The 24,460-nt window shown below is 69.9% G+C and carries 18 protein-coding genes and 1 pseudogene; 9 read left to right on the top strand and 10 right to left on the bottom strand.

The window, feature by feature from the left end:
• Nucleotides 1-40: 40 nt before the first annotated feature.
• Nucleotides 41-1,354 (bottom strand): branched-chain amino acid ABC transporter substrate-binding protein, encoded by a 1,314-nt coding sequence (locus tag MRB47_RS08015; RefSeq protein ID WP_411275738.1) that lies wholly within the window; start codon nt 1,352-1,354, stop codon nt 41-43.
• 64 nt (nt 1,355-1,418) lie between these two features.
• On the bottom strand, nt 1,419-2,312 hold the full coding sequence (locus MRB47_RS08010; RefSeq protein ID WP_252102394.1) for a DUF2242 domain-containing protein: 894 nt from the start codon (nt 2,310-2,312) through the stop codon (nt 1,419-1,421).
• Nucleotides 2,313-2,504: 192 nt separating this feature from the next.
• Here MRB47_RS08010 and MRB47_RS08005 point away from each other — a divergent pair, with 192 nt between their 5' ends.
• Nucleotides 2,505-2,903, top strand: coding sequence for an Hsp20/alpha crystallin family protein (locus MRB47_RS08005; RefSeq protein WP_172207315.1), 399 nt, complete (start codon nt 2,505-2,507; stop codon nt 2,901-2,903).
• A gap of 252 nt (nt 2,904-3,155) precedes the next feature.
• On the opposite strand, the gene MRB47_RS08000 is transcribed toward MRB47_RS08005, so the two are convergent.
• The 4 genes from MRB47_RS08000 to MRB47_RS07985 all read right to left on the bottom strand — a co-directional run bounded on the left by MRB47_RS08000 (nt 3,156) and on the right by MRB47_RS07985 (nt 8,035).
• Nucleotides 3,156-4,361 carry an ABC transporter permease gene (locus tag MRB47_RS08000; RefSeq protein ID WP_187148620.1) on the bottom strand — a complete coding sequence of 402 codons (1,206 nt, stop codon included), beginning with the start codon at nt 4,359-4,361 and terminating at the stop codon, nt 3,156-3,158.
• On the bottom strand, nt 4,361-5,131 hold the full coding sequence (locus MRB47_RS07995) for an ABC transporter ATP-binding protein (protein ID WP_252102393.1): 771 nt from the start codon (nt 5,129-5,131) through the stop codon (nt 4,361-4,363). Before MRB47_RS07995 ends, MRB47_RS08000 begins: the two co-directional genes overlap by 1 nt.
• The gene (locus tag MRB47_RS07990) at nt 5,128-6,537 is read right to left on the bottom strand and encodes an efflux RND transporter periplasmic adaptor subunit (protein ID WP_252102392.1); all 1,410 of its coding nucleotides are present in this window, start codon (nt 6,535-6,537) and stop codon (nt 5,128-5,130) included. Before MRB47_RS07990 ends, MRB47_RS07995 begins: the two co-directional genes overlap by 4 nt.
• Nucleotides 6,538-6,607: 70 nt before the next feature.
• Nucleotides 6,608-8,035, bottom strand: a complete 1,428-nt coding sequence (locus MRB47_RS07985) for an efflux transporter outer membrane subunit (RefSeq protein ID WP_252102391.1) — start codon at nt 8,033-8,035, stop codon at nt 6,608-6,610.
• Nucleotides 8,036-8,193: 158 nt separating this feature from the next.
• On the opposite strand from MRB47_RS07985, the gene MRB47_RS07980 reads away from it, so the two are divergent.
• Nucleotides 8,194-9,645: an aldehyde dehydrogenase gene (locus tag MRB47_RS07980; protein WP_252102390.1), complete on the top strand. Its 1,452-nt coding sequence runs from the start codon at nt 8,194-8,196 to the stop codon at nt 9,643-9,645.
• A 68-nt stretch (nt 9,646-9,713) separates the two neighbouring features.
• On the opposite strand, the gene tsaD is transcribed toward MRB47_RS07980, so the two are convergent.
• Both tsaD and MRB47_RS07970 read right to left on the bottom strand, forming a co-directional pair.
• Nucleotides 9,714-10,763 carry a tRNA (adenosine(37)-N6)-threonylcarbamoyltransferase complex transferase subunit TsaD gene (gene tsaD / locus MRB47_RS07975; RefSeq protein ID WP_103738014.1) on the bottom strand — a complete coding sequence of 350 codons (1,050 nt, stop codon included), beginning with the start codon at nt 10,761-10,763 and terminating at the stop codon, nt 9,714-9,716.
• A gap of 77 nt (nt 10,764-10,840) precedes the next feature.
• Nucleotides 10,841-12,019 (bottom strand): annotated as a pseudogene (locus MRB47_RS07970) (branched-chain amino acid ABC transporter substrate-binding protein).
• Between the two features lie 142 nt (nt 12,020-12,161).
• Between MRB47_RS07970 and MRB47_RS07965 the strand changes: the two are divergent.
• The 4 genes from MRB47_RS07965 to MRB47_RS07950 all read left to right on the top strand — a co-directional run bounded on the left by MRB47_RS07965 (nt 12,162) and on the right by MRB47_RS07950 (nt 16,134).
• Nucleotides 12,162-12,782 carry an ANTAR domain-containing response regulator gene (locus MRB47_RS07965; protein ID WP_011805986.1) on the top strand — a complete coding sequence of 207 codons (621 nt, stop codon included), beginning with the start codon at nt 12,162-12,164 and terminating at the stop codon, nt 12,780-12,782.
• 331 nt (nt 12,783-13,113) lie between these two features.
• Nucleotides 13,114-14,358: a CmpA/NrtA family ABC transporter substrate-binding protein gene (locus MRB47_RS07960; protein WP_135149171.1), complete on the top strand. Its 1,245-nt coding sequence runs from the start codon at nt 13,114-13,116 to the stop codon at nt 14,356-14,358.
• Nucleotides 14,359-14,392: 34 nt separating this feature from the next.
• Nucleotides 14,393-15,334 (top strand): nitrate ABC transporter permease, encoded by a 942-nt coding sequence (ntrB, locus tag MRB47_RS07955; RefSeq protein WP_088886412.1) that lies wholly within the window; start codon nt 14,393-14,395, stop codon nt 15,332-15,334.
• Nucleotides 15,331-16,134, top strand: a complete 804-nt coding sequence (locus tag MRB47_RS07950) for an ABC transporter ATP-binding protein (RefSeq protein ID WP_011805989.1) — start codon at nt 15,331-15,333, stop codon at nt 16,132-16,134. Before ntrB ends, MRB47_RS07950 begins: the two co-directional genes overlap by 4 nt.
• Before the next feature lie 176 nt (nt 16,135-16,310).
• On the opposite strand, the gene MRB47_RS07945 is transcribed toward MRB47_RS07950, so the two are convergent.
• Together MRB47_RS07945 and MRB47_RS07940 are read right to left on the bottom strand one after the other, a co-directional pair.
• The gene (locus tag MRB47_RS07945; RefSeq protein ID WP_011805990.1) at nt 16,311-16,748 is read right to left on the bottom strand and encodes a CBS domain-containing protein; all 438 of its coding nucleotides are present in this window, start codon (nt 16,746-16,748) and stop codon (nt 16,311-16,313) included.
• Between the two features lie 179 nt (nt 16,749-16,927).
• A complete protein-coding gene (locus tag MRB47_RS07940) occupies nt 16,928-17,596 on the bottom strand; it encodes a DUF937 domain-containing protein (RefSeq protein ID WP_252102389.1) in 669 nt (222 codons plus the stop codon).
• 378 nt (nt 17,597-17,974) lie between these two features.
• Here MRB47_RS07940 and MRB47_RS07935 point away from each other — a divergent pair, with 378 nt between their 5' ends.
• From MRB47_RS07935 to MRB47_RS07925, 3 genes are read left to right on the top strand one after another with little or no spacing between them, the layout of a single operon-like run.
• A complete protein-coding gene (locus MRB47_RS07935) occupies nt 17,975-19,315 on the top strand; it encodes an efflux RND transporter periplasmic adaptor subunit (protein ID WP_252102388.1) in 1,341 nt (446 codons plus the stop codon).
• Nucleotides 19,316-19,333: 18 nt separating this feature from the next.
• The gene (locus MRB47_RS07930; protein ID WP_252102387.1) at nt 19,334-22,501 is read left to right on the top strand and encodes an efflux RND transporter permease subunit; all 3,168 of its coding nucleotides are present in this window, start codon (nt 19,334-19,336) and stop codon (nt 22,499-22,501) included.
• Nucleotides 22,498-24,084: an efflux transporter outer membrane subunit gene (locus MRB47_RS07925; RefSeq protein WP_252102386.1), complete on the top strand. Its 1,587-nt coding sequence runs from the start codon at nt 22,498-22,500 to the stop codon at nt 24,082-24,084. The genes MRB47_RS07930 and MRB47_RS07925 overlap by 4 nt, the downstream gene beginning before the upstream one ends.
• The last annotated feature ends 376 nt before the right edge of the window (nt 24,085-24,460 follow it).

Here is a 24,460-nt window from a genome sequence, read left to right as displayed (position 1 = left end):
GCGCCCGGCCAGCCACATCAACGTCCAGCCACCCCGCCCATCACCCACCCATTCCAGGCCGCTGCATCTGGCAGCTGGCGGGCTGCGCCGCCTTGTCCGCGGCGATGGTGCGTACCACGCGAAAGCCGTAGCCCGAGCCTTCCACGTCGAACTTCACGCCGGGCGCCCCCAGCCGGTCCATCACCCCCACCACCAGGTTCTGCTGGAACTGGTGGTCTTGCGCGCGCATGGCGCCTGCCTGGCCGTACAGGCGGACACTGGCATGCTCCAGCGCGCGCGCCACGGCCAACGGATCGTCACTGCCCGCCTGCTGCAGGGCCTGCGCAAGCGCTTCGGCCATGAGCTGCATGCGCATGTGCACATAGTCGTCCTGCGGGCTGGGAAAGCGCTCGCGGAAGGCACGGTAGAAGGTCTCGCTGCCCTGCGTGGGCAGATTGGGCAGCCAGTCGGCCACGGCCACCACCTTGCCCACGCCCGCATCGCCCAGGGCCGCAGGCGCGCCGAGCGCGTTGCCGTAGAAGGTATAGAACATGCCGTCGTAGCCCACCTCCCGCGCAGCTTTGACCAGCAGCGTGAGGTCATTGCCCCAATTGCCCGTGATGACGGCTTGCGCGCCGCTGGCCTTGATCTTCACGGCGTAGGGCGCGAAGTCCTTCACGCGGCCCACGGCGTGCAGCTCGTCGCCGACGATGGCGACATCGGGCCGTTGCGCGGCCAGCTGGCGCCGGGCTTCGCGCAGCACGGCCTGGCCGAAGCTGTAGTCCTGCCCGATGAGGTAGGCGCGCTGCAGGGTCTTGTCCTCGCGGATCACCTCCATGAGCGCTGCCATGCGCATGTCGGCATGCGCGTCGAAGCGAAAGTGCCAGAAGCTGCACTTCTCGTTCGTGAGGGCGGGGTCCACGGCCGAGTAGTTCAGGAACACCACACGCTTGCCGGGCTCGCGCTGGTTGTGCTTGTTGATCGCGTCGATGAGCGCAGCGGCCGTGGCCGATGAGTTGCCCTGCATGACGAAACGCGCGCCGCCGTCAATGGCGGCGCGCAGCGCGGACAGCGCCTCTTCGTTGGTGCCCTTGCTGTCGTAGCGCACCAGCATCAGCGGCCGCGCCCCGCCCGCCGCAGGGGGCAGTGCCACGCCGCCGCGCGCGTTCACACGTTCCATGGCCCAGGCGATGTTGCGGAACACCGCCTCGCCGGTGTTGGCAAAGCTGCCGGACAGGCTCTCGATCAGCGCCACGCGGATCGGCGCGCCCTGGGGTGGCGCCGCTGCACCGGCCAGCGGCGTCGCAACGCCCAGCAGGGAGGACAGAGCCAACGCACAGGCGCGCAGAGCATGGCGGCGGGGCAGGATCATCATGGCAACGGACACAAGCAAGAAAAGATGGCAGCGTAGCCGCGCGCTGGCTCACGAAGAATGGAATTCACTGGGCCATGAGCTGCTGGATGCCCGGCGGCGCCGCGCCGTCGGATGCGCCGTCAGGTGCGCCGTCGGATGCGCCGGCCGGCTGCGATTCTGGCGCTGGCTGAGGGGCTTGCGCGGACGCCTGCGTGCGCGGTTGCTCCCAGGCGGGAACCGGGGGTGCAGGGGTGCTGGACTCTGCAGCCGGGCTGGCGGTGGCGGCTGCAGCAGCGGCAGGCGGCTGCGCCGCAACGGTCGCGGCGACCGCAGCGTGCGGCACAGCTTCGCGCTCGTGCAGGGCTGGCTTGGCCGCCACCGTCGGCGCGGCCGGCACCACGGGCGCCGCGCGCACGAACTGCTCGAAGAGCTGGAAGAACCGCTCGTAGAACTGCGGATCGGCGATGGTCTCGCTGCCCACCTTCACCAGCGTGTCGTCGATCGCCGTGACGGGCAGCGACACCGAGCCGATGCCACCGACGCCAAGCGACGCCGAGTTGTTGATCTTCTTGATCACGTAGCGGTCCTGCAGCGCGCTGGCAAAGGCCGACGTACGCACGTCGCCCTGCCCTTCGGATGCGCAGACCACGCGCATCTCCACGACGTAGTGCACGTCGGTGTGGGGCTGGTAGTACTTGCGGCCCGCCACCGTGTCGCTGGAGGCCACGTGCACCATGTAGCCCTGGCTCAGCAGCGCCCGCCGGGCCGCCTCGCAGGTGCTGGCCTGCGGCGCCGCCATGTGGCGCGTGTGCATGCCGGCGGTATCGAAGTCGTTGGGCGAGAACTGCAGGTTGCGGTCCAGGCCGGGCATGGTGTCGGGAATGTGGGCACAGCCAGCCAGCAGGGCGCAGGCCACCAGGCCCAGCCGGCAGCCCAGGGAAGCGAAGGGGGAAAGGCGTGGGAATCGAGACACGGGCATCAGCTAGAAAAAATCCGCAGCAGGGCCGCATTGTGAAGCCTGAGCGATGTCCCTCCCGCGCGCGCTCGTTGTAACCCATTGCAAGGCGACGTTCCATCCGCGCGGCGGGGCACTCTTGAAAAACACCGCACGCAAACACATGTGCGGTCCATGCGGCCGACCCGTGCCGCGTCTGACCCAGGAGCCACCGACATGATTTTCGCCCCCGTGATCCGCCACGCCACCTATGTCGCACCGCGCGTGGGAGACGCCGCCCTGCAACGCTTCCTGCACCACACGCTCACTGCCCCCGCCGCCGCGCCGCACGATGCACGCGCCACTGGCGTGAACGTGCAGCAGGACGACAAGGCGATCACCGTGCAGCTGGACGTGCCAGGCCTGTCGCGCGAGCAACTCGCGGTCACGATCGAAGGCAACCAAGTGCGCGTCGCCAGCGCCGAAGGTGCGCCCCGGCGCGTGCAGCGTGCATGGGAGTTGGCGCAGGACATCGACCCGCAGGCCAGCACGGCGCGACTGGAACATGGCGTGCTCACCCTGGTGCTGGCCAAGAAGCCGCCGCAGAGCAGCGCCGTTCGACTGGCCATCGACTGACAAGACGCAGAGCGTCGCCTGATTCCAGGGCGGCCGGGTGGCTGACCTTTTGCTATGTTTTATATAGCTACTACCGCTTGAAGGGTGGGCGCTACCGCCCATTTTTAACCTGATCCTCTTCCAGGGCACACCACAGCGAGACTCCGACTAAACCGTCAGCGTTCGACGCAGGCCGGGCCTTGTCCTGGCTTGTCCAGTCCGGCGCCTGTCCGCATCGAACGCCCCGGCCGCGTGCGGCCCCATCGCAGCGCCTCACTCATGGCGCAGCGCCTCGATGGGGTCCAGCCGCGCGGCGCGGCGGGCCGGGAAATAGCCGAACAGCACCCCGATGCCCGCCGAGAACACGAACGACAGCAGGTTCACGCCCGCGTGGAACACGTAGGGGATGCCCATCACCTGCGCCAGCGCAATCGACGCGCCCGTGGCCAGCACGATGCCGATGAGGCCGCCCAAAGCAGCCAGCACCACGGCCTCGATGAGGAACTGCATCAGCACCTCGCGCTCCAGCGCGCCGATGGCCAGGCGCAGGCCGATCTCCCGCGTGCGCTCGGTCACGCTCACCAGCATGATGTTCATGATGCCGATGCCGCCCACCAGCAGGCTCACGGCCGCCACCGCGCCCAGCAGCGTGGTCATCACGCGCGTGGTGCCCGAGAAGGTGTCGGCCAGTTGCTTGGTGTCCAGCACGTTGAAGTTGTCATCGTCGGTGTCGGCCAGCTTGCGGCGTTCGCGCAGCAACTCCGTCAGGCTGGCCTTCACGCGCTCGGGGTCGCTGCCATCCTTCATGGACACCAGCAGCGTCGGCACGCGCGTGGAGCCCGTCACGCGGCGCTGCAGCGTCTTGAGCGGCAGCAGCACCAGATCGTCCTGGTCGTTGCCGAAGGCGCCCTGCCCCTTGGAGGCCAGCACGCCCACCACCTCGCACGAAAACTGGCGCACGCGCACGCGCTCACCCAGCGCATCGCCGCCGGCGAACAGCTCCCGCCGCACCGTCTGGCCGATCAGGCACACGGCAGCGCCCACGCGCAGCTCGTCGGTGGTGAATTCGCGCCCGCTTTCCAGCGTCCAGTTGCCGGTCTGCAGCCAGGCATTGGTGCTGCCCATGACGCTGGTGGCCCAGTTACGCCCGTTGGCCACCACGGTGGCGCTGGTGCGCGCCTCGGGCGCCACGGCCAGAATGCCGCCGATCTGCTGCGCGATGGCCTCGGCATCTACATCCTTGAACGAGGGTGCGCCGCCACTGCCGCCGGGCCCCAGCCGCTGGCCAGGACGCACTTGCAGCAGGTTGGTGCCCAGGCTGGAGATCTGCGCCTGCACCGCCAGCGTGGCGCCGTTGCCCAGAGTGACCATGGTGATCACCGCGCTCACGCCGATCACGATGCCCAGCACGGTGAGAAAGGACCGCATCAGGTTGCGCCGTATCGAGCGCAGCGCCTGCAGCAGAGAGTTGAGCAGCATCATGGCGCCACCTCCCCCGTGCCTGCACTTGCAGGCGCTTCCCGGGGCACCTGCGCATGCGGGTGCGGATTGCGCTCGTCGCTTTCGATGCGCCCGTCCACGAAGCGCACGATGCGCCGCGCGTACTGCGCCATGTCGGGCTCGTGCGTGACCATGAGCACGGTGATGCCCTGCTCGGTGTTCAGGCGCCACAGCAGTTCCATGATCTCGCGGCTGCGCTGCGTGTCCAGATTGCCGGTGGGCTCGTCGGCCAGCAGCACCGTAGGCTCGGTGACGATGGCGCGCGCAATCGCCACGCGCTGCTGTTGGCCGCCGGACAGCTCGGCCGGTGTGTGGTGCTCCCAGCCCTTGAGGCCCACGGCGTCCAGGGCGCGGGCCGCAGCCGCATGGCGCGCGGCCGTGCTCTCGCCGCGGTACAGCAGCGGCAGCTCCACGTTCTCCTGCGCCGAGGTACGCGCCAGCAGGTTGAAGCCCTGGAACACGAAGCCCAGGAAGCGCCGCCGCAGCCGCGCACGGTCGTCGCGCGACAGCGAATGCACCGGCAGCCCGCGAAACAGGTAGGTGCCCGCGGTGGGCCGGTCCAGGCAGCCCAGCACGTTCATGGCCGTGGATTTGCCCGATCCGCTGGGGCCCATGATGGCCACGAAGTCGCCGCTGTCGATGTCCAGGTCCACGCCCTTAAGCGCCTGGAAAGCCAGCGCACCCTCGCCGTACACCTTGGTGATGCCGCGCAGGCGGATCAGCGGTTGCGCATCGGCGGGCGCAATCATGGCTTCGCCCCGCTCGCAAGCTGGTCGGTGATGACCTGCATGCCCGGCTGCAGCTCGTCGCTCTCCACCTCGGTGACGCGGCCGTCGCTGATGCCGGTCTTCACGCGCACGGGCTTGGGCGCGCCGTCCTGCAGCACCCACACCTGGCGCTGGGGGCCGTCGCCGCGGCTGCCGTCCGCGCCCGCGCTGCGCCGCTGGCCCGAGGGGCGCGGCATGCGCGGCATCAGCTGGGACATGATGCCGCCGCTGCCACCGCTGCCGCCCGCGCTTGCGCCAGAGCTGCCCTGTGCACCGGGCCGGCCTGCCTGCGGGGCTTCCCCCGCCGCGCCCGCGGGCTTGAAGCGTAGGGCCGTGTTGGGCACGGTAAGCACGTCATTGCGCTCGGTGGAGGTGATGGTGGCCGCGGCCGTCATGCCGGGGCGCAGGCTCAGATCGCCGTTGTCCACCTCCAGGTAGGTGATGTAGGTGACCACGTTGTCGGTCTTGGTGGAGCCGAAGGCCACGCGCGTGGTGCGCGCCGGGTAACGCCGCGAGGGGTAGGCGCTCACGGTGAAGGTGGCCTTCTGGCCCGGGCGCACCGAGCCCACGTCGGCCTCGTCCACGTTGACCTCCAGGCGCAGCTTGGTCAGGTCCTCGGCCAGGGTGAGCAGCGTCACCGCCTGCAGCGACGCGGCCACGGCATTGCCCGGCTCCACCGCGCGCGAGAGCACCACGCCGTCGATCGGCGATCGGATGGAGGCCTTGGTGACGTTGGTCTCGTCGGTGGCCAGCGCCGCGCGCGCATCCTGCACGCTGGCGCGCGCAGCGGCCTCGTCGGCCTGGGCGCGCTCGTAGGCGGCGCGGCCGGTGTCCAGCTCGGCCGCCGAAGGCACCTTGCCGCCGGACAGGCGTGCCACCTCCTCCAGGCGCGACAGGCTGGCGCGCGCCTCCTGCATGGTGGCCTGCGCCTGTGCCAGGCGCGCCTGCGCCGACGCGACCGAAGCGCGCGAGCGCAGCACCTGCGAGTCGAGCTTGGTGGTGTCCAGCTCCACCAGCACCTGGCCCTTCTTGACCTGGTCGTTCACGTCCACCAGCACGCGGCGCACGGTGCCCGAGAGTTCACTGCCGATGTTCACCGACCGCGTGGGCTGCAGCGTGCCGTTGGCCGCCACGGTGAGCGTGATCTGCCCACGCTGCACCTCCTGCGTGACATAGCGCGGCGCCGCCTGGGCGCGCTGGCGGTCTTGCCAATACCACCAGCCGCCGGCAGCGGCGGCCAGCACCAGCACGGCCAGCCACAGGGTGATGCTCTGCCACCAGCGCCGATGCAGGCCGTCGCCCAGCAGGGCCTGCAGGCGCTGCGGGGCCGCCGCAGCGGCATGGGAAGCGGGGGCGCTGGAAGAGCTTGGGGATTCTTGGTCGGTCATGGTTCTTGCCTGGGAAGGCGCCGCGTCGGCGGCAGCGCCGGGTCATTCAGCAGGTTTTTTTGGGGGCCGCTCAGGGTGCGGGCCAGCCGCCTCCCAGCGCCTTGTACAGGCGCACATGGTCGGTACTCACGCTGGCGGCCGTACCGGCCACGCTGTCCTGCGCGGACAGCAGCGTGCGTTGGGTGTCCAGCACGGTTTGGAAGTCCACCAGCCCGCTCGCATATTGGTTCTGCGCCAGCAGCGCCGCGTTGCCCGCAGCCTCGGCCGCGGCGGACAGGCGCTGCAGTCGGTCACGGTCGCCCTGCAGCGCGACGAGCGCATCTTCCACATCCTTGAGCGCGGTCAGCACCGATTCCTCGTAGCCCACCTGCGCCTGCTGCAGCGCAGCCTCCTGCGCGCGCACCTGGGCACGCAGCGCCCCGCCATCAAACACCGGCAGCGACACGCTGGACAGCAGCGACGCCGCCGTGGCGCCCCCACCCGTGAGCGCGCCCAGCGTGAGGGCGCGCAGGCCCAGCGTTCCGCTGATGCGCAGGCTGGGCATGCGCTGCGCCTCGGCCTGGGCGACGCGCTCCCAGGCGGCGCGCACGCGCTGCTCGGCCTGGCGCACGTCGGGGCGCTGGCGCAGCGTGTCTGCGGGGAAGGCCAGCGCCAGGTCCGCCGGCGGTTGGGGCACGGGCGCGTGCGCGGCCAGGGCCTCGTCCAGCGCCGCGGGCGGCTGGCCGGTGAGCACCGCCAGCGCATGCCGCGCCTGCGCGATGCCCGCCTGCAGCGTGGGCACCTGGGCGGCGGTCTGCTCCACGGCGGCGCGGGCCTGCTCGGCCGCCAGCGAACTGGCCAACCCCGCCTGCACACGCCATTGGACGATCTGCGCAGTTTCGCTCTGCGCCGCCAGGTTCTGCTGGGCAATCTGCAGGCGCTGCTGCTGGCTGCGCAGGCTGATGTAGTTCACCGCCACCTCGGCGGCCAATGCCACCTGGGCGGCGGCCACGCCCTCCTCGGCGGCCAGCAGGTCGGCCTCGCTGGCGCGCACGCCGCTGGCCAGGCGGCCGAACAGGTCGGGCTCCCAGCTCGCGTCCAGTCCCGCCTGGAAAGTGTTGCCGGTGCTGCCATTGCTGCGGCTGCGCTGGGCGGAGCCCGATGCGTTCACGGAAGGCAGCAGGCCGGCGGCCTGCACGTCGCGCTGGGCACGCGCCTGCTCCACGGCGGCGCGTGCGCTGCGCATGCTGGTGTGCGACTGCAGCGCGCGTTCCACCAGGCCGGTGAGCTGCGCATCGCCCAGTTGCCGCCACCACTGTGCCAGGTCTTGCGGGGTCGCGGCCGCGCCAGCCTGCACTGCCCCCTGGCCGGCCCAGGCGGCGGGAGTGGCCACCGCCCCCTCCAGCGCGGGAGGCGGCCGCGTGGCGCAACCGGCCAGCACCAGGGCGGCCAGCAAGGCCAGTGGCGCCGAAGCGCGCGGGCGACGGCGGGAGCGAGAAGGAAGCGCTGCGGCAAACATGAGGGCAATTGTTACAGCGCTCCTTGTCAGCGCCACCTGCGGCAGATGAACTTTTGTAAAGAAAACCGGAGAACCCGTGGCGTGGCACGCTGCTACCCTTGCGTGCCAAACGCCCGCGTGGCCTCGCCGCCGCGGCCGCCCCTCGAAAAGGAGTTCCCATGCCCCCTCTTCCCCTGCTGATCGACGGCGCGCCCCGGCCCGCCTCGGGCGGCGCCACCTTCGAGCGCCGCAACCCGCTGGATGGCCGCATTGCCACCACGGCCGCTGCGGCTACGCCCGAAGACGCCGTGGCCGCCGTGCAGGCGGCCGCCCGGGCCTTTCCTGCGTGGGCCGCGCTGGGCCCCGCCGCGCGACGCGACCTGCTGCAGCGCGCCGCGCAGGCCCTCACGGCGCGCGCCGATGCCTTCGCCGCCACCATGGCGGCCGAGACCGGCGCCTCTGCCGCCTGGGCCGGCTTCAACGTGCACCTGGCCGCCAACCTGCTGCAGGAGGCCGCCGCCCTCACCACGCAGATCGCCGGCGATGTGATCCCGTCCGACATGCCGGGCAGCCTGGCCATGGGCGTGCGCCAGCCCGCCGGCGTGGTGCTGGGCATGGCGCCGTGGAATGCGCCGGTCATCCTGGGGGTGCGCGCCATTGCCACGCCGCTGGCCTGCGGCAACACGGTGGTGTTCAAGGGCTCGGAAACCTGTCCGGCCACCCACCGCCTCATTGCCGAGGCGCTGCACGACGCCGGCCTGCCCGCGGGCGTGGTGAACTTCATCACCCATGCGCCCGGCGATGCGGCCGACGTGGTGGAGGCCATGGTGGCCCACCCAGCCGTGCGCCGCGTGAACTTCACGGGCTCCACCAAGGTGGGGCGGCTGGTGGCGCAAACCTGCGCGCGCCACCTCAAGCCCGTGGTGCTGGAGCTGGGCGGCAAGGCCCCGCTGGTGGTGCTGGACGATGCCGACGTGGATGCCGCCGTGAACGCCGCCGTGTTTGGCGCGTTCGCCAATTCGGGGCAGATCTGCATGTCCACGGAGCGCCTGGTGGTGGACGAGGCTGTGGCCGATGCGTTCGTGCACCAACTGGCCGAACGCGCCCGCGCCCTGCCGCTGGGCGACCCGCGCCAGGGCCCCGTGGTGCTGGGCCCGGTGGTGGACATGGCCACCGTGCAGCGCTGCAACGCGCTGATCGACGACGCGCTGGGCCAGGGCGCGACGCTGGTGTGCGGCGGCAAAAGCGACACCCCGCTGATGCCCGCCACGCTGCTGGACCGGGTGACGCCCGCCATGCGCATCTACCACGAGGAGACCTTTGCCCCGGTCAAGGCGATCGTGCGGGTGCGCGGCGTGGAGCAAGCCATCGCCACCGCGAACGACACCTCCTACGGCCTGTCGGCCGCCGTGTTCGGGCGCGACGTGGCGCGCGCCTGGAACGTGGCCGCACGCATCGAGTCCGGCATCTGCCATGTGAACGGCCCCACGGTGCACGACGAGCCGCAGATGCCCTTTGGCGGCGTGAAGCAGTCGGGCTGGGGGCGCTTTGGCGGCATGGCGGGCGTGCGCGAGTTCACGGAACTGCGCTGGATCACGGTGCAGACCGCGCCGCGCCACTACCCGTTCTAGCTTGCTACCAAAATGTGAGCTACCAGCGCTTGATAGACAAGCGCTGGAGCCTATTTTGACCCATATCTTCAGGCCGCGAGCGTGATGGCGTCCAGCGGCCAGCGCGGCTTCACGTCGAAGGCGTAATCGCGGTTGGGCTGCTGCTGCCCGGCCTGCAGGCGCATGGCCGCGGCCATGGCGATCATGGCGCCGTTGTCGGTACACAGGTGCAACTCGGGGTAGTGCACACGCACCTTGGCTCGCGCGCAGGCCGCGTTGAGTTGCGCGCGCAGATGCCGGTTGGCGCCCACGCCGCCGGCCACCACCACGCGCTGGAGCCCTGTTTTCTGAAGGGCGGCCAGCGTCTTCTTGACCAGCACCTCCACGATGGCGGCCTCGGTGCTCGCGGCCAGGTCGGCCTTGCGCGCGGACAGTTCGTCGCCCAGCTTCTTGGCCTGGGTCAGCACGGCGGTCTTGAGGCCTGCGAACGAGAAGTCCAGGTCGCCGCTGTGCAGTAGCGGGCGCGGCAGTTTGAACGCGGTGGCGCTGCCCTGCTCGGCCAGGCGCGACAGCGCCGGCCCGCCGGGGTAGCCCAGGCCCATGAGCTTGGCCGACTTGTCGAAGGCCTCGCCCGCCGCGTCGTCGATGGTCTCGCCCAGGATCTCGTAGCGCCCCACGCCCTCCACGCGCATGAGCTGCGTGTGCCCGCCCGACACCAGCAGCGCGACGAACGGAAACTCCGGTGGGTCGCTGCTCAGGAACGGTGATAGCAGGTGGCCTTCGAGGTGGTGCACGCCCAGCACGGGCTTGTCCAGCGCTGCGCCCAGCGCGCAGGCCACGCCCGCGCCCACCAGCAGCGCACCCGCCAGGCCCGGCCCGCGCGTGTAGGCCACCACGTCCACATCCTCCAGGCGCTCGCCCGATTCGCGCAGCACCTCGCGGGTCAGCGGCAGCACGCGGCGGATGTGGTCGCGGCTGGCCAGCTCGGGCACCACGCCGCCATAGGCCTGGTGCATGTCGATCTGGCTGTGCAGCGCATGCGCCAGCAGCACGGGCACGGCGCCGCCCTCGCCGGCGCGCACCAGGGCCACGCCGGTTTCGTCACAGGAAGATTCGATACCGAGGATCAGCTGACTCATGCCCGCGAGTGTAGTGGCCGCCCCCCGCGCCCGCCGGGCCGGGGGCAATCGCACGCCCGCGCATACCCGGACGGCGGCTACCAGCGGTCGGAGCGCATGCGCAGCTCCCACTGGCCCTTGCGCAGCTCGTACACGCCCACGGCGCCGTAGCGCAGCTCGCCCTGACCGTCCCAGGCCATGGTGCCGGTGACGGGGGCGTAGCCGTTGATGCCGCGCAGCGCGCGCGTGATGTCGGCGGGCGCGGCGGAGCCGGCCTTCTTGATCGCCTCGCTGACCACGTACACGGCGTCGTAGGTGTAGTGGCCACCATAGGCCGGGGGCTTCTGGAAGGCGGCGATGTACTTCTCCAGGAACTGGCGGCCGGTGGTGAACTCGGCCACGTCCAGCACCGGCGAGGTGGCCTAGATCCCGTCGATCACGCCCATGCCCTTGGCCATGTCGGCCGTCTTCACCAGGTCGCCGCCCAGCAGCGCCACACGGCTGTGGCCCAGCTTCTGCAGTTCCTGCAGCAGCGCCAGCGCCTGGAAGTCGTTGAGCATGCAGACGATGACGCGCACCTGCGCCTCCTTGAGCCGGGCCGCCAGTTCAGCAAAGGCCACGGTCTTGTCGTCGAAGCTCTGGCGCACGGCGATGTGCTTCTTGGCCGCCAGCAACTGCGCGGCCGCGCCCTCGGCCAGTCCCTTGCCGTAGGGCGAGCCATCGTCGACCACCGCGTAGGCATCGGCGTTGAGCTGCGCGGCCGCGAACGCCCCGATGGCGCGCGCCTGCAGGTTGTCGTTGGCGACGATGCGGAAGGTGGTGGCCAGCCCCAGCTGCGTGATGCGCGGGTTGGTGGAGATGATGAGCTGCGGCACCTCCTTGGCGGCATAGATGGGCGCGGTCTCCAGGCTCACGCCCGAGTTCAGGTGCCCGATGACGGCCACCACGCCCGATTCCAGCAGCTGCTGCGCAGCCGCCTTGCCCGAAGCGGCGTCCGCGCGGTCGTCCTGCGCCACCACCTCCAGCGTCACGCGCTTGCCGTCCACGTTCAGGCCGGATCGGTTGATCTCGTCCACCGCCAGCTTCACGCCATTGAGCAGGTCCTGCCCCAGACCCGCCAAGGGGCCGGACAAGGGCTGCGCCACACCGATCTTGATGGTTTCCGGCACCTTGCTGCATCCCGTGATCCACCCGCCCACCCCCAGCGCCGCCAGCCCCAGGCTGGCGGAAAAACCGCGTCGTTTGATTCCCTGCTGCACAGTCGACTCCTCTCTCATTCATGTGGATATGTGACAGGATGTTCGCGAAAGGATGCCGCGCGCGCCAGGGGGATTGCCCGCGGCCCCAACCGGGGCGTTTCGGCAATCTTCCACAACGCATCGGGGCGGGTGTGGCGTATTTCTTGCTGGCGCCTGCAGCATGACTGAACAACTGCGGATCGTGGTGGTGGCGCCGGACCTGGCGGCCGACGGCGACGCGCATGCGGCGCTGCAGGCCGAGCGTTCGCGCGCGTTGCGCATCGGGCTGCTGGAGAACGGCTTCAACCTCGTGGCCACGCTGCCGGGCGATATGTTCCTGGGCGAGCGCCTGGCCCAGTTGCAGCCCGACCTGGTGATCGTGGACGCCGAAAGCGAGGCGCGCGACGCGCTGGAGCATGTGGTGATGGCCACGCGCGAGGCGCCCCGCCCCATCGTGATGTTCACCAACGACGAGGACACGCGCCACGTGAAGGACGCGCTGGCCGCGGGCGTGACGGCCTACATCGTCGCGGGCCTGGCACCGCAGCGCATCCGCCCCATCCTGGAGGTGGCGCTGGCCCGCTTTGCCCACGAACAGGCGCTGCGCACCGAACTGGCGCAGGCACGCACCGCCCTGCACGAGCGCAAGACCATCGACCGCGCCAAGGGCCTGCTGATGCAGCGCCAGGGCCTGACCGAGCAGCAGGCCTACGAGCGGCTGCGCCGCGCCGCCATGGACCGCGGCCTGCGCCTGGCCGAGGTGGCGCAGCGCATGCTGGACGCGGCCGATTTGCTGGGTTGATGCGCCGGTTTGTGCATTGCACAAATGCGGTGCATCCGATGCCGCGCCGCACGGCCATGAAGCATTCAAACAAAACGGGGCTGGAACGCCCGACTATCAAGCGCTGGCAGCTATCAAAATGAAAGCAACCCCAGAGATGGCACACCGCTTGCAACAGGCCCGGTGACCACCGCTGGTCACGCACCAGGCCCTTCCAACGGCGGAAGGGCCAGGCTCCCAGGACAAAGGCGTCCCCACCCGCTCGGACAGCGCACATGCGCCGGCCGCGCGGCGTGAGGACGCCTTTTTCCGTTGCTGCACTGCTTTTTTGACGACCCCAAAGGACTCTTGCATGACCGATCTGCTCCACACCCGAATCCCCCGACGCACCGTGCTGCAGGCGGCCACCGTGGGCGCCGTGGGCGTGAGCCCCGCGCTGCGTGCCCTGGTGCACGCCCAGGGCTCGGACGCCCCCGAGAAGAAAGAGGTGCGCATCGGCTTCATCCCCCTCACCGACTGCGCCAGCGTGGTCATGGCATCGGTGCTGGGCATCGACCAGAAGTACGGCGTGAAGATCATCCCCACCAAGGAGGCCAGCTGGGCCGGCGTGCGCGACAAGCTGGTCAACGGCGAGCTGGACTTCGCCCATGTGCTCTACGGCCTGGTCTACGGCGTGCATCTGGGTGTGGGCGGTCCCAAGAAGGACATGGCCGTGCTGATGACGCTCAACCACAACGGCCAGGCCATCACGCTGTCGCGCAAGCTGGCCGACAAGGGGGCCGTCAACGGCGCAGGCCTGGCCCAGCTGATGGCCAAGGAACGGCGCGAGTACACCTTTGCGCAGACCTTCCCCACCGGCACGCATGCAATGTGGCTGTACTACTGGCTGGCCGCGCACGGCATCCACCCCCTGAAGGACGCCAAGGTCATCACCGTGCCGCCCCCGCAGATGGTGGCCAACATGCGCGTGGGCAACATGGACGGCTTCTGCGTGGGCGAACCCTGGAACCACCGCGCCATCATGGACGGCATTGGCGTCACGGCCACCACCACGCAGGCGATCTGGAAGGACCACCCCGAAAAGGTGCTGGGCACGACCGCCGACTTCGTGCAGAAGTACCCCAACACCGCACGCGCCGTGACGGCCGCCATCCTGGAGGCCAGCCGCTGGATCGACGAAAGCCTGGCCCACAAGAACCAGATGGCCGAGACCATCGCCGGCAAGGCCTACGTGAACACCAGCGTGGACGCCATCAACCAGCGCATCCTGGGGCGCTACCAGGACGGCCTGGGCAAGACCTGGGACGACCCCGACCACATGAAGTTCTATGGCGGCGGCGCGGTGAACTTCCCCTACCTGTCCGACGGTATGTGGTTCCTGACCCAGCACAAGCGCTGGGGCCTGCTTAAGGACCACCCGGACTACCTGGGCGTGGCCAAGGCCATCAACCGCACCGACGTGTACCGCCAAGCCGCCACGGCCGCGAAGGCCCCCCTGCCCGCAAGCGACATGCGCAGCCACAAGCTGGTGGATGGCGTGGTCTGGGACGGCAAGGACCCCGCGAAGTACGCCGACGGTTTCAAGCTCAAGGCCTGACGCCCCGATCGCCCCACCCCCACCAGGAGAAACCATGGTCAGTGCCGTCTTTCACAGCCCGCTGGAGCCGCAAGCGCCGGCCGGCGCGTCCGATGCTTCCAAACCGATAGCTGCCAGCGCTTATCCCACAAGCGCTGCAGGCCCAAAAGCCTCAGGGCCTGCCAGCCCACCCCCGCGCAGCGACGCGCGCCAGCGTTGGAACGCCCTCTGGCTGGCCGTGCTGCCGCCGCTGTGCGGCGTGGGCCTGCTGCTGGGCCTGTGGGCCGTGGTCTCCGCCACCACGGGCCAGAGCATTCCTGGCCCGCTGCAGACCTGGGCGCAGGCGGTGGAGATCTTCAGCGACCCGTTCTACCGCAACGGCCCCAACGACCAGGGCGTGGGCTGGAACGTGCTGGCCAGCCTGCAGCGCGTGGCCGTGGGCTTCGGCCTGGCCGCGCTGGTGGGCATACCGGCGGGCTTCGTGATCGGGCGCTTCGCGTTCCTCTCGCGCATGTGCAACCCGGTCATCAGCCTGCTGCGGCCCGTCTCGCCGCTGGCGTGGCTGCCCATCGGCCTGCTGGTGTTCAAGGGCGCCAACCCGGCCGCCATCTGGACGATCTTCATCTGCTCCATCTGGCCCATGGTCATCAACACCGCCGTGGGTGTGCAACGCGTGCCGCAGGACTACATGAACGTGGCGCGCGTGCTCAACCTGAGCGAATGGAAGATCGCCACCACCATCCTGTTCCCGGCGGTGCTGCCCTACATGCTGACCGGCGTGCGCCTGGCCGTGGGCACGGCCTGGCTGGTGATCGTGGCGGCCGAGATGCTCACCGGCGGCGTGGGCATCGGCTTCTGGGTGTGGGACGAGTGGAACAACCTGAACGTCACCAACATCCTGGTGGCCATCTTCGTCATCGGCGGCGTGGGCCTGCTGCTGGAATGGGCGCTGGTCCGGCTGGCCACGGCCTTCACGTTCGAGGAGGTGCAATCATGAGCGACGCAAAATTCCTGCAGATCCAGGGGGTCGAGCAGACCTTCCGCACCGCCAAGGGCGTGTTTCCCGCGCTGCGCGGCATCGACCTGGCCATCGCCCGGGGCGAATTCGTGGCACTGATCGGCCACTCGGGCTGCGGCAAGAGCACGCTGCTGAACCTGATCGCGGGCCTGACCACGCCCACCGCCGGCGCGCTGATCTGCGCCGGGCGCGAGATCAAGGGCCCCGGTCCCGAGCGCGCGGTGGTGTTCCAAAACCACTCGCTGCTGCCCTGGCTGACCTGCGAAGGCAACGTGCACCTGGCCGTGGAACGCGTGTTCGGCGCGCGCGAGTCCAAGGCCCGGCTGAAGGAGCGCACCCACGCCGCGCTGGAACTGGTGGGCCTGGCCCATGCCGCGCACAAGCGCCCCGGCGAGATATCGGGCGGCATGAAGCAGCGCGTGGGCATCGCACGCGCGCTGTCGATGGAGCCCCAGGTGCTGCTGATGGACGAGCCCTTCGGCGCGCTGGACGCGCTCACGCGCGCACGGCTGCAGGACGAGCTGCTGGAGATCGTGGCGCGCACGCGCAGCACCGTGGTCATGGTCACGCACGACGTGGACGAGGCCGTGCTGCTGTCCGACCGCATCGTGATGCTCACCAACGGCCCCGCCGCCACCATTGGCGAGGTGCTGGACGTGGGCATTGCACGCCCGCGCAACCGGGTGGCGCTGGCGGAGGATGCGCGGTACCTGCAGTGCCGCAAGGCGGTGATCGACTTTCTCTACACGCGGCAGGGGCACGTGGAGAGAGCGGCTTGAGGGTTTTTGGGCTCTAGCGCTTGCTGGGCAAGCGCTGGCAGCTATTGTTTTTGATCATTTGCCCTTGGGTTTCATGCCGCTGGCCGGGGCGAGTCCCGGCCAGCGACGAAGAAACTCACACCGCAGGGCTTCACAGAGCCCGCGCCCCGCTCGGCACAGGCCCGCCCGGAACACCGTCACCGCACCCCCGTGATGTAAAGCTCCATCTGCTCGATGATGAACTGCTGCTCCGAAATCACGCTCTTGACCAGGTCGCCGATGGACACCAGCCCCACCACGCGCCCGCCCTCCACCACCGGAAGGTGCCGCAGCCGGTTTTCTGTCATCAGCGCCATGCACTGCTCGGCGCTCTGCGCGGGCCGCACGAAGCGCACCGCGCGCGTCATCACCTCGCTCACCGGGGTGTCGCCCGAGGAGCGGCCCAACAGCACCATCTTGCGGGCGTAGTCGCGCTCGGTGAAGATGCCCGCGATCTGATCGCCTTCCATCACCAGCAGCGCACCGATGCCCTTGTCGGCCATGCGCCGCAGCGCGGTGAGCACGGTGTCCGAAGGTTCGACGGCATGGACCTGCCCATCGGCTTTGGTTCTGAGGATTTCTGCAACAGTCGTCATGGCTGCCTCCCTGGCTGTGGATGGAACGAAACCGAACACGCGCCCACAGTGTCCGCCGAACCAGGGCGGGCGCGCAACCGGGTTCAAAATTTGTTGCAACCAGGTGGTCGCAGCGCCCACGGGCCGGGCGAGTGCAGCTATGCTTTTGGAAGCTGCAGGCGCGGCCTGAGCCGCTGCGCTCAGCGCCGCCCACCCAGCAGGCTGCCGCCGATCTTGAACAGGTCGCCCAGGCCCACCTGGCCGTCGCCGTCCTGGTCCAGCAGGCTGCCCAGCAGATCGCCGCCGGGCGCGCCCGTGCGCTGCACCTGGGCGCGCTCCTGGCCCAGCACCTGCCCCAGGCCACCCGCGTCCAGCCCGTCGCTGCGCACCCGTTGCGCCAGGAACGCCATGACGATGGGCGCCAGCATCTGCAGCAGCTGACCGGCGTTCGCACCCAATCCGCTGGCCTGGCCCAGGCCGGCTTCGGCCCTCTCGCGGCCACCGCCGAAGATATGGCCCAGGATGGCGCCCGCATCGCCGCCCTGCCCGGCGCCGCCGGCCATGCCGCCGCCCAGCACCGACCCCAGCAGCCCGCCCAGGTCCAGGCCGCCGATGCCCTGCGCCGCAGGTGCCGCGGCGTCCATGTGATCGCGCTGCAGCGCCCCCAGCAGCGACTGCGCACCCTGCGGCCCCTCGGCGTTGCGCCCCAGGGCACCCAGCAGCAGCGGCAGGGCCATCTCCACGGCGCTTTGCGTCTGGGCGATGTCGGTGCCAAGGCGCTGGGCCATCTGCTGCAGCGGCGCCCCCTGCAGGTGCTGCAAAAGCTGCTGGGTCAGCAGCGGGGTGGATGCGGAAGTGGAAGTGTTCATGGCAGGCAACTCCTTCAGACGGTGATGCGCGGCCACGGCAGCCGCGTCAGGCGTACATGGTAGGCGCTGCACGGCTTCGCTGCATGTCGGTAGCTATCATTTACATAGCTACAAACGCTGAACACACAAGCCCAAAGCGCCGATTTAAAGCACCAACAGCCGCCCCCCCCACACCCTGCCGGCGGGGGCTCTGCGGCGCGCGATGCCCTTTGACAATGCCTTGTAAAGAAGCATGAAGAATCGCCGCTACCACGGCAGCCTTGCCGTCAATGTGCGAAAGTGCAACGCTTGCCTGTAGAGCGGAGCGCCCTGCGACGCCCTTCCAGGCCCCGCTTTCCTGCTCTGCGCCACCCTTTCCAGACCTTGCGCCTTCGCCCCATGATCCACGCGACGACACCCGCGCCCATTGAGCGCCCCGCCCGCGCCGCCCGTCTTTCCGCTTCACCCGCTTTTTCCCCCTCGTGCACCACTGCGGCCCGTCACGGCGCGCTCGCGCAGCGGCTGGCTGGCCTGGCCCTGGCGCTGGGCCTGGCGGCCTGTGGCGGCAAGGACGCGCCAGCCACCGAGCCACAGGGCCCCACCGCCGTGGGCGTGGTCACCCTGCAAACGCGCGCGCAGCAACTGGACGCCACCTTGCCCGGCCGCACCCGCGCCTACCTGACCGCCGAGGTGCGCCCCCAGGTCTCGGGCATCGTGCAGCAGCGCCTGTTCACCGAGGGTGCGCTGGTGCGCAAGGGCCAGCCGCTGTACCAGATCGACGACCGCCCGCTGCGCGCCACCGAGGCCAGCGCCGAGGCCACCCTGGCCCGCGCCGAGGCCACGGCGCGCACGCAGGAGGCCAATGCGCGCCGCAATGCCGAACTGGTCAAGATCGACGCCATCAGCCGCCAGGCCTATGACGAGAGCCAGGCCGCGGCCGCGCAGGCCCGCGCCGACGTGGGCGTGGCCCGCGCCAACCTGGAGACGGCGCGCATCAACCTGCGCTACAGCCGCATCGAGGCGCCCATCGCCGGACGCATCAGCCTGTCCAGCGTCACCCCTGGCGCGCTGGTGACAGCCAACCAGGCCAATGCGCTCACCACCATCGTGCAGATGGACCCGATGTACGTGGACTTCACCCAGTCCAGCACCGAGCTGGTACAGCTCAAGCGCGACTGGGAGGCCGGCCGCTACCAGAAGGTGGACGGCAACCAGATGCGCGTGCGCATCCGGCTGGACGACGGCAGCGACTACCCGCACGAAGGCCGGCTGCAGTTTGCAGGCGTGATCGTCAACGACACCACGGGCACGGTGACGCTGCGCGCCGTGGTGCCCAACCCCGACGGCGTGCTCATGCCCGGCATGTACGTGCAGGCGCTGCTGCCCACGGGCCTGGCCAGCGACGCGCTGCTGATCCCGCAGCAGTCCGTGCACCGCGACCTGACGGGCCGCGCCAGCGTGCTGGTAGTCAACGCCGACAACGTGGTCGAGAAGCGCCCCGTGGAACTGGCGCGCGCCTTGGGCAACCGCTGGCTGGTGGACAGCGGCCTGCAACCCGGCGAGCGCCTGGTGGTGGATGGCTTTCAACGCATCAAGCCCGGCGACAAGGTGGCGCCCCAGGTGGTGGACCTGAACACCAAGAACGGCCCGGCCGCCGCGGCGCCAGCACCCGCCGCCAGCGCCCCCCCCGCGGCGGGCCAGAGCGTGGACATCACCGCCCGCCCCGGCGCATCCCGCTGAGCACGAGGTCAGGCGCACATGGCCCAGTTCTTCATCAACCGCCCCATCTTCGCGTGGGTGCTGTCCATCATCATCATGCTGGCGGGCGGCCTGGCGATCTTCACGCTGCCGCTGGAGCAATACCCCGACATCGCACCGCCGCGCGTGACCATCTCCGCGCAGTACACGGGTGCTTCGGCCGAGACCGTGGAAAACTCGGTCACGCAGATCATCGAGCAGCAGCTCAAGGGCATCGACAACATGATCTACATGGGCTCGACGTCGGATGCGTCGGGCCGCTCGGCCACCACCCTCACGTTTGCGCCGGGCACCAACATCGACGTGGCCCAGGTGCAGGTGCAGAACAAGCTGCAGTCGGCCATGAACCGCCTGCCCGATGCCGTGAAGAGCCGGGGCGTGTTCGTCAACAAGGGCGGCCAGGACTACCTGGTCACCTACAGCTTCTTCTCGGGCGACCCGAACATGAGCGCGGTGGACATCGGGGACTACCTGAACTCCAACCTCGTGGACGTGATCGGCCGCCTGGACGGCGTGGGCGACATCCGCGTGTTCGGCACCTTCTACGCCATGCGCCTGTGGATGGACCCGGCCAAGATGGAGAAATTCCAGCTCATGCCGTCGGACCTGATCAGCGCCCTCAACGCGCAGAACGCACAGGTCTCGGCCGGCCAGCTCGGCGCGCTGCCCGCCGTGCCCGACCAGCAGCTCAACGCCACCATCACCGCGCGCACCAAGCTGCAGACGGTGCAGGAGTTCGAGGACATCGTGCTCAAGACCGCCACCGACGGTTCGGTGGTCACGGTGAAGGACGTCGCGCGCGTGGAACTGGGCCCCGATAACCTGTCGGTCAAGGCCAAGCTCAACGGCCGCCCGGGCGCGGGCATGGGCATCGTGCTGGCCGACGGCGCCAACGCCATGGCGGTGTCGGACGCCGTGGCCGCCAAGCTGGCGGAGCTCAAGCCCTACTTTCCCAACCAGATCGACTATTTCGTCAGCTCCGACTCCACGCCCTTCGTGCGCGCCTCGATCCGCGAAGTGGCCACCGCGCTGGGCGAGGCCATGGTGCTGGTGGTGATCGTGATGTTCATCTTCCTGCAGAACTTCCGGGCCACGCTGATCCCTGCGATCGCCGTGCCAGTGGTGCTGCTGGGCACCTTCGGCGTGCTGGCTGCGGCGGGTTACTCGATCAACACGCTGACCATGTTCGCGCTGGTGCTGGCCATCGGCCTGCTGGTGGACGACGCCATCGTGGTGGTGGAGAACGTCGAGCGCGTGATGCACGAGTCGGGCCTCTCGCCCAAAGAGGCCACGCGCCACTCGATGCGCGAGATCACGCCCGCGCTGGTGGGCATCGGCCTCACGCTGTCGGCGGTGTTCGTGCCGATGGCGTTCTTCGGCGGCTCCACGGGGGTGATCTACCGGCAGTTCTCCATCACCATCGTGGCGGCGATGGCGCTGTCGGTGCTGGTGGCGCTCACGCTCACGCCGGCGCTGTGCGCCAGCATCCTCAAGCCGTCCGCCCACCTGGGCAAGGACCCGCAGGTGCGCCGCGGCCTGCTGGAGCTGAACGACCGCTTCTTCCTCTGGTTCAACCGCCACTTCGAGACCAACACGCTGCGCTACCAGCGCGGCGTGGGCTGGATGCTGCACCGCGCCAAGCACATGCTGCTGATCTTTGCCGCCATCTGCCTGGCCGTGTGGTGGATCATCGGCCGCGTGCCGACGGCCTTCCTGCCCGATGAAGACCAGGGCTACATCCTGGCCAACGTCAACCTGCCCGCTGGAGCCACCGACGCGCGGCTGCAGGACGTGCTGGACCAGGTGAATCTGTACTTCAAGGACGTGCCCGAGGTCATCAGCTTCAACCAGGTCTCGGGCCTGAACGGCGACCAGAGCTCGGCGCGCGCATTCATCCGCCTCAAGCCCTGGGACCAGCGGCCGCTGGCCAGCCAGTCCGCGGCGGCCATCGCCCACCGCGCCACCCAGGAGCTGGCCAAGATCCGCGACGCGCGCATCTTCGTGTCGCAGCCGCCGGCCGTGCGCGGCCTGGGCTCCAACGCGGGCTTCAACTTCATGCTCAAGGACATCAACGGCCTGGGGCACGAGGCGCTGCTGGCCGCCAAGGACCGGTTCCTGGCCGAGGCGCGCAAGCACCCCGAGCTGACCAACCTGCGCACCACCAACCTGGACGACGCCACCGAGCTGCGCCTGGACATCGACGACCGCAAGGCCGCCGCGCTGGGCCTGAGCTACGACGCCATCAACAGCGTGCTCTCCAGCGGCATGGGCGGCACCTACGTGAACGACTTTCTGAACAACGGCCGCGTCAAGCGCGTCTACATCCAGGGCGACGCGCCGCACCGCATGCTGCCGCAGGACATCGGCAAGTGGACCGTGCGCAACAAGAACGGCGAGATGGTGCCGTTCGGCGCCTTCTCCAAGGCCCACTGGGCCTATGGCTCGCCGCAGCTCATGCGCTACAACGGCGCGCCCGCCTATGAGATGGTGGGCAGCGCCGCGCCGGGCGTCAGCTCGGGCGTGGCCATGAAGATCGTGGAGGACATCCTGAAGGGCCTGCCCCCCGGCATTGCGTACGAATGGACGGGCGCCTCGCTGCAGGAGCGCCAATCCGGCGCGCAGGCGCCGCTGCTGTACGCCATCTCGATCCTGTTCGTGTTCCTGTGCTTGGCCGCGCTGTACGAGAGCTGGACCGTGCCCCTGTCGGTGATGCTGGCCGTGCCGCTGGGCGTGCTGGGCGCGCTGCTGGCGACCTGGACGCGGGGTCTGGCCAACGACGTGTACTTTCAGGTCGGCCTGATCACCACGGTGGGCCTGGCCTCCAAGAATGCCATCCTGATCGTCGAGTTTGCCGTGCAGTTGCAGGAACAGGGCCGCAAGCTGCTGGATGCCACGCTGGAAGCCGTGCGCATGCGCCTGCGCCCCATCCTCATGACCTCGCTGGCCTTTGGCTTCGGCGTGGTGCCGCTGGCCCTGGGCACGGGCGCCGGCGCAGGCGGGCGCAACGCCATCGGCACGGCCGTGCTGGGCGGCACCGTGGCCTCCACGGTGCTGGGCATCTTCATGGTGCCGGTGTTTTTCCTGCTGATCCGCAGCTGGTTCAAGAGCCGCTCGCGCCAGGACGACGCTGCCCAGCCTGCCCCCATCCATCCGGAGAGTGCCGCATGACGCGCCCCCATTCCTTCACGCCTGTGACCGCCGCCCTGGCCTGCGCCCTGCTGGCCGGCTGCAGCCTGGCGCCGCGCTACGAAGCGCCGCCGCTGCCCGTGCCGGACACGGTGGCATCGCCCCTGCCCCAGCCACCGACCGCCGGCGCCGTGGCGCTGCCGGACGGCGGCCCCATGGCCTGGCAAGACTTCGTGCAGGACGCCCGCCTGCGCACGGTGGTGGAACAGGCCCTGGCGAACAACCGCGACCTGCGCGTGGCGGTACTGGCCATCGACAAGGCCCGCGCGCAGTACGGCGTGGTGCAGGCCGACCGCTTTCCCACGGTGAACGCGGCCGGCGCGGGCAACCGCAGCCGCACCGCCGACGACCTGACCGCCGCGGGCCGCTCCAACACCACCAGCCAGTACAGCGCCACACTGGGCTTCAGCAGCTACGAGATCGACTTCTTCGGCCGCGTGCGCAACCTGAACGATGCCGCGCTGCAGGAGTTCCTGCGCGTGGCGGAGAACCGCCGCAGCGTGCAGCTCAGCCTGGTGGCCGAGGTGATCGGCGCCTGGCTCACGCTGGACGCCGACGCGCGCCGCCTGCAACTGGCACGCGAGACCCTGCGCACGCGCCAGCAGGCCCTGGAGCTCACGCAGCGCAGCCATGAACTGGGCGCCAGCTCGGGCCTGGTGCTGGCGCAGGCCCAGTCGGCGGCCGACACCGCACGCGTGGATGCGGCCGCCTTCGTCTCGCAGCTGGCGCGCAGCCGCAACGCCCTGGCCCTGCTGGTGGGATCGCCCGTGCCCCCCGCGTTGTTGCCCGCCAGCGTGGCCACCGTGGAAACGGCCATGCCGGTCACGGCCATGGCGAGCCCGGCCACGCCGGCAACCCAGCCCCCTCCGGGCACCGGTATTGCGGACAGTCCTGCCCCCCGGTCCCCTGTCCCCGCGCTGGCCGATCCCGCGGCGCCCGCAACGGCGCTGCTGGCCGTGCCTGCAGACCTTCCGTCCAGCGTGCTGCTGCGCCGCCCCGACGTGCGCGCGGCCGAGCATGCACTGCAGGGCGCCACGGCCAATATCGGCGCGGCCCGCGCGGCGTTCTTTCCGTCGATCACGCTCACAGCCTCGGTGGGCACGGCCAGCAATGCGCTGTCGGGCCTGTTCGAGGGCGGCAACGGCACCTGGGCGTTCGCGCCGCAGATCCGCCTGCCGATCTTCGACGCCGGCCGCAACCAGGCCAACCTGCGCGTGGCCGAGGTGACGCGCGACACCGCCGTGGCCCAGTACGAGAAGGCCATCCAGACCGCCTTCCGCGAGGTGTCCGACGCGCTGGCCGAGCGCGCCACGCTCACCGAGCGCCTGCAGGCGCAGGGCTCGCTGGTGCAGGCCACCCAGCGCACGCTGCAGCTGTCGGACGCACGCTTTCGCCTCGGTGCGGACAACTACCTCGCCGTGCTGGACGCGCAGCGCACGCTGTATGCCGCACAGCAGGCGCAGATCACGCTGCAATTGGCCGAGCAGGTCAACCGCGTGACGCTCTACAAGGTGCTGGGCGGCGCCTGGACGGACCCAACACCACCGCCGGCAGGCGGCTCCTGATTCCATCGCTGGTAGCGCCTGAGGGACAAGCGCTGGACGCTGTTCTTGTTCAATTGCGGTGCACCGGGCGCGCACGCAGGGGCCACGCCACCGGCACAACATCCCCTACGAGGTCCGGGCGCAATCAGGACGCCAGCGCCCGCACCATCGCGCCGCCACTTGCACCACGGCGGTGCGCAGCCCGCCACGCCCGGCCAAGCGCGCGATTGCTCCTAAAACCATAGCTGCTCACGCTTGTCCATCAAGCGATAGCGGACTATTCAGCCCAACCCATGAGCGCACACCTCTCACCCCGCCGCACCCTGGCACGCCCATTGCATTGAAGCCAGCGCGGCCACGGTAGGCCGCAGCGCGTGCCCTCTCCAACGGCGGAGGC

Source organism: Diaphorobacter sp. LI3, assembly GCF_022807955.1.
In the GTDB taxonomy this organism is placed as follows: domain Bacteria; phylum Pseudomonadota; class Gammaproteobacteria; order Burkholderiales; family Burkholderiaceae_C; genus Diaphorobacter; species Diaphorobacter nitroreducens.
The sequence above is the reverse complement of the archived record's forward strand: the minus strand, read 5'-3'. Positions and strand labels throughout refer to the sequence as shown.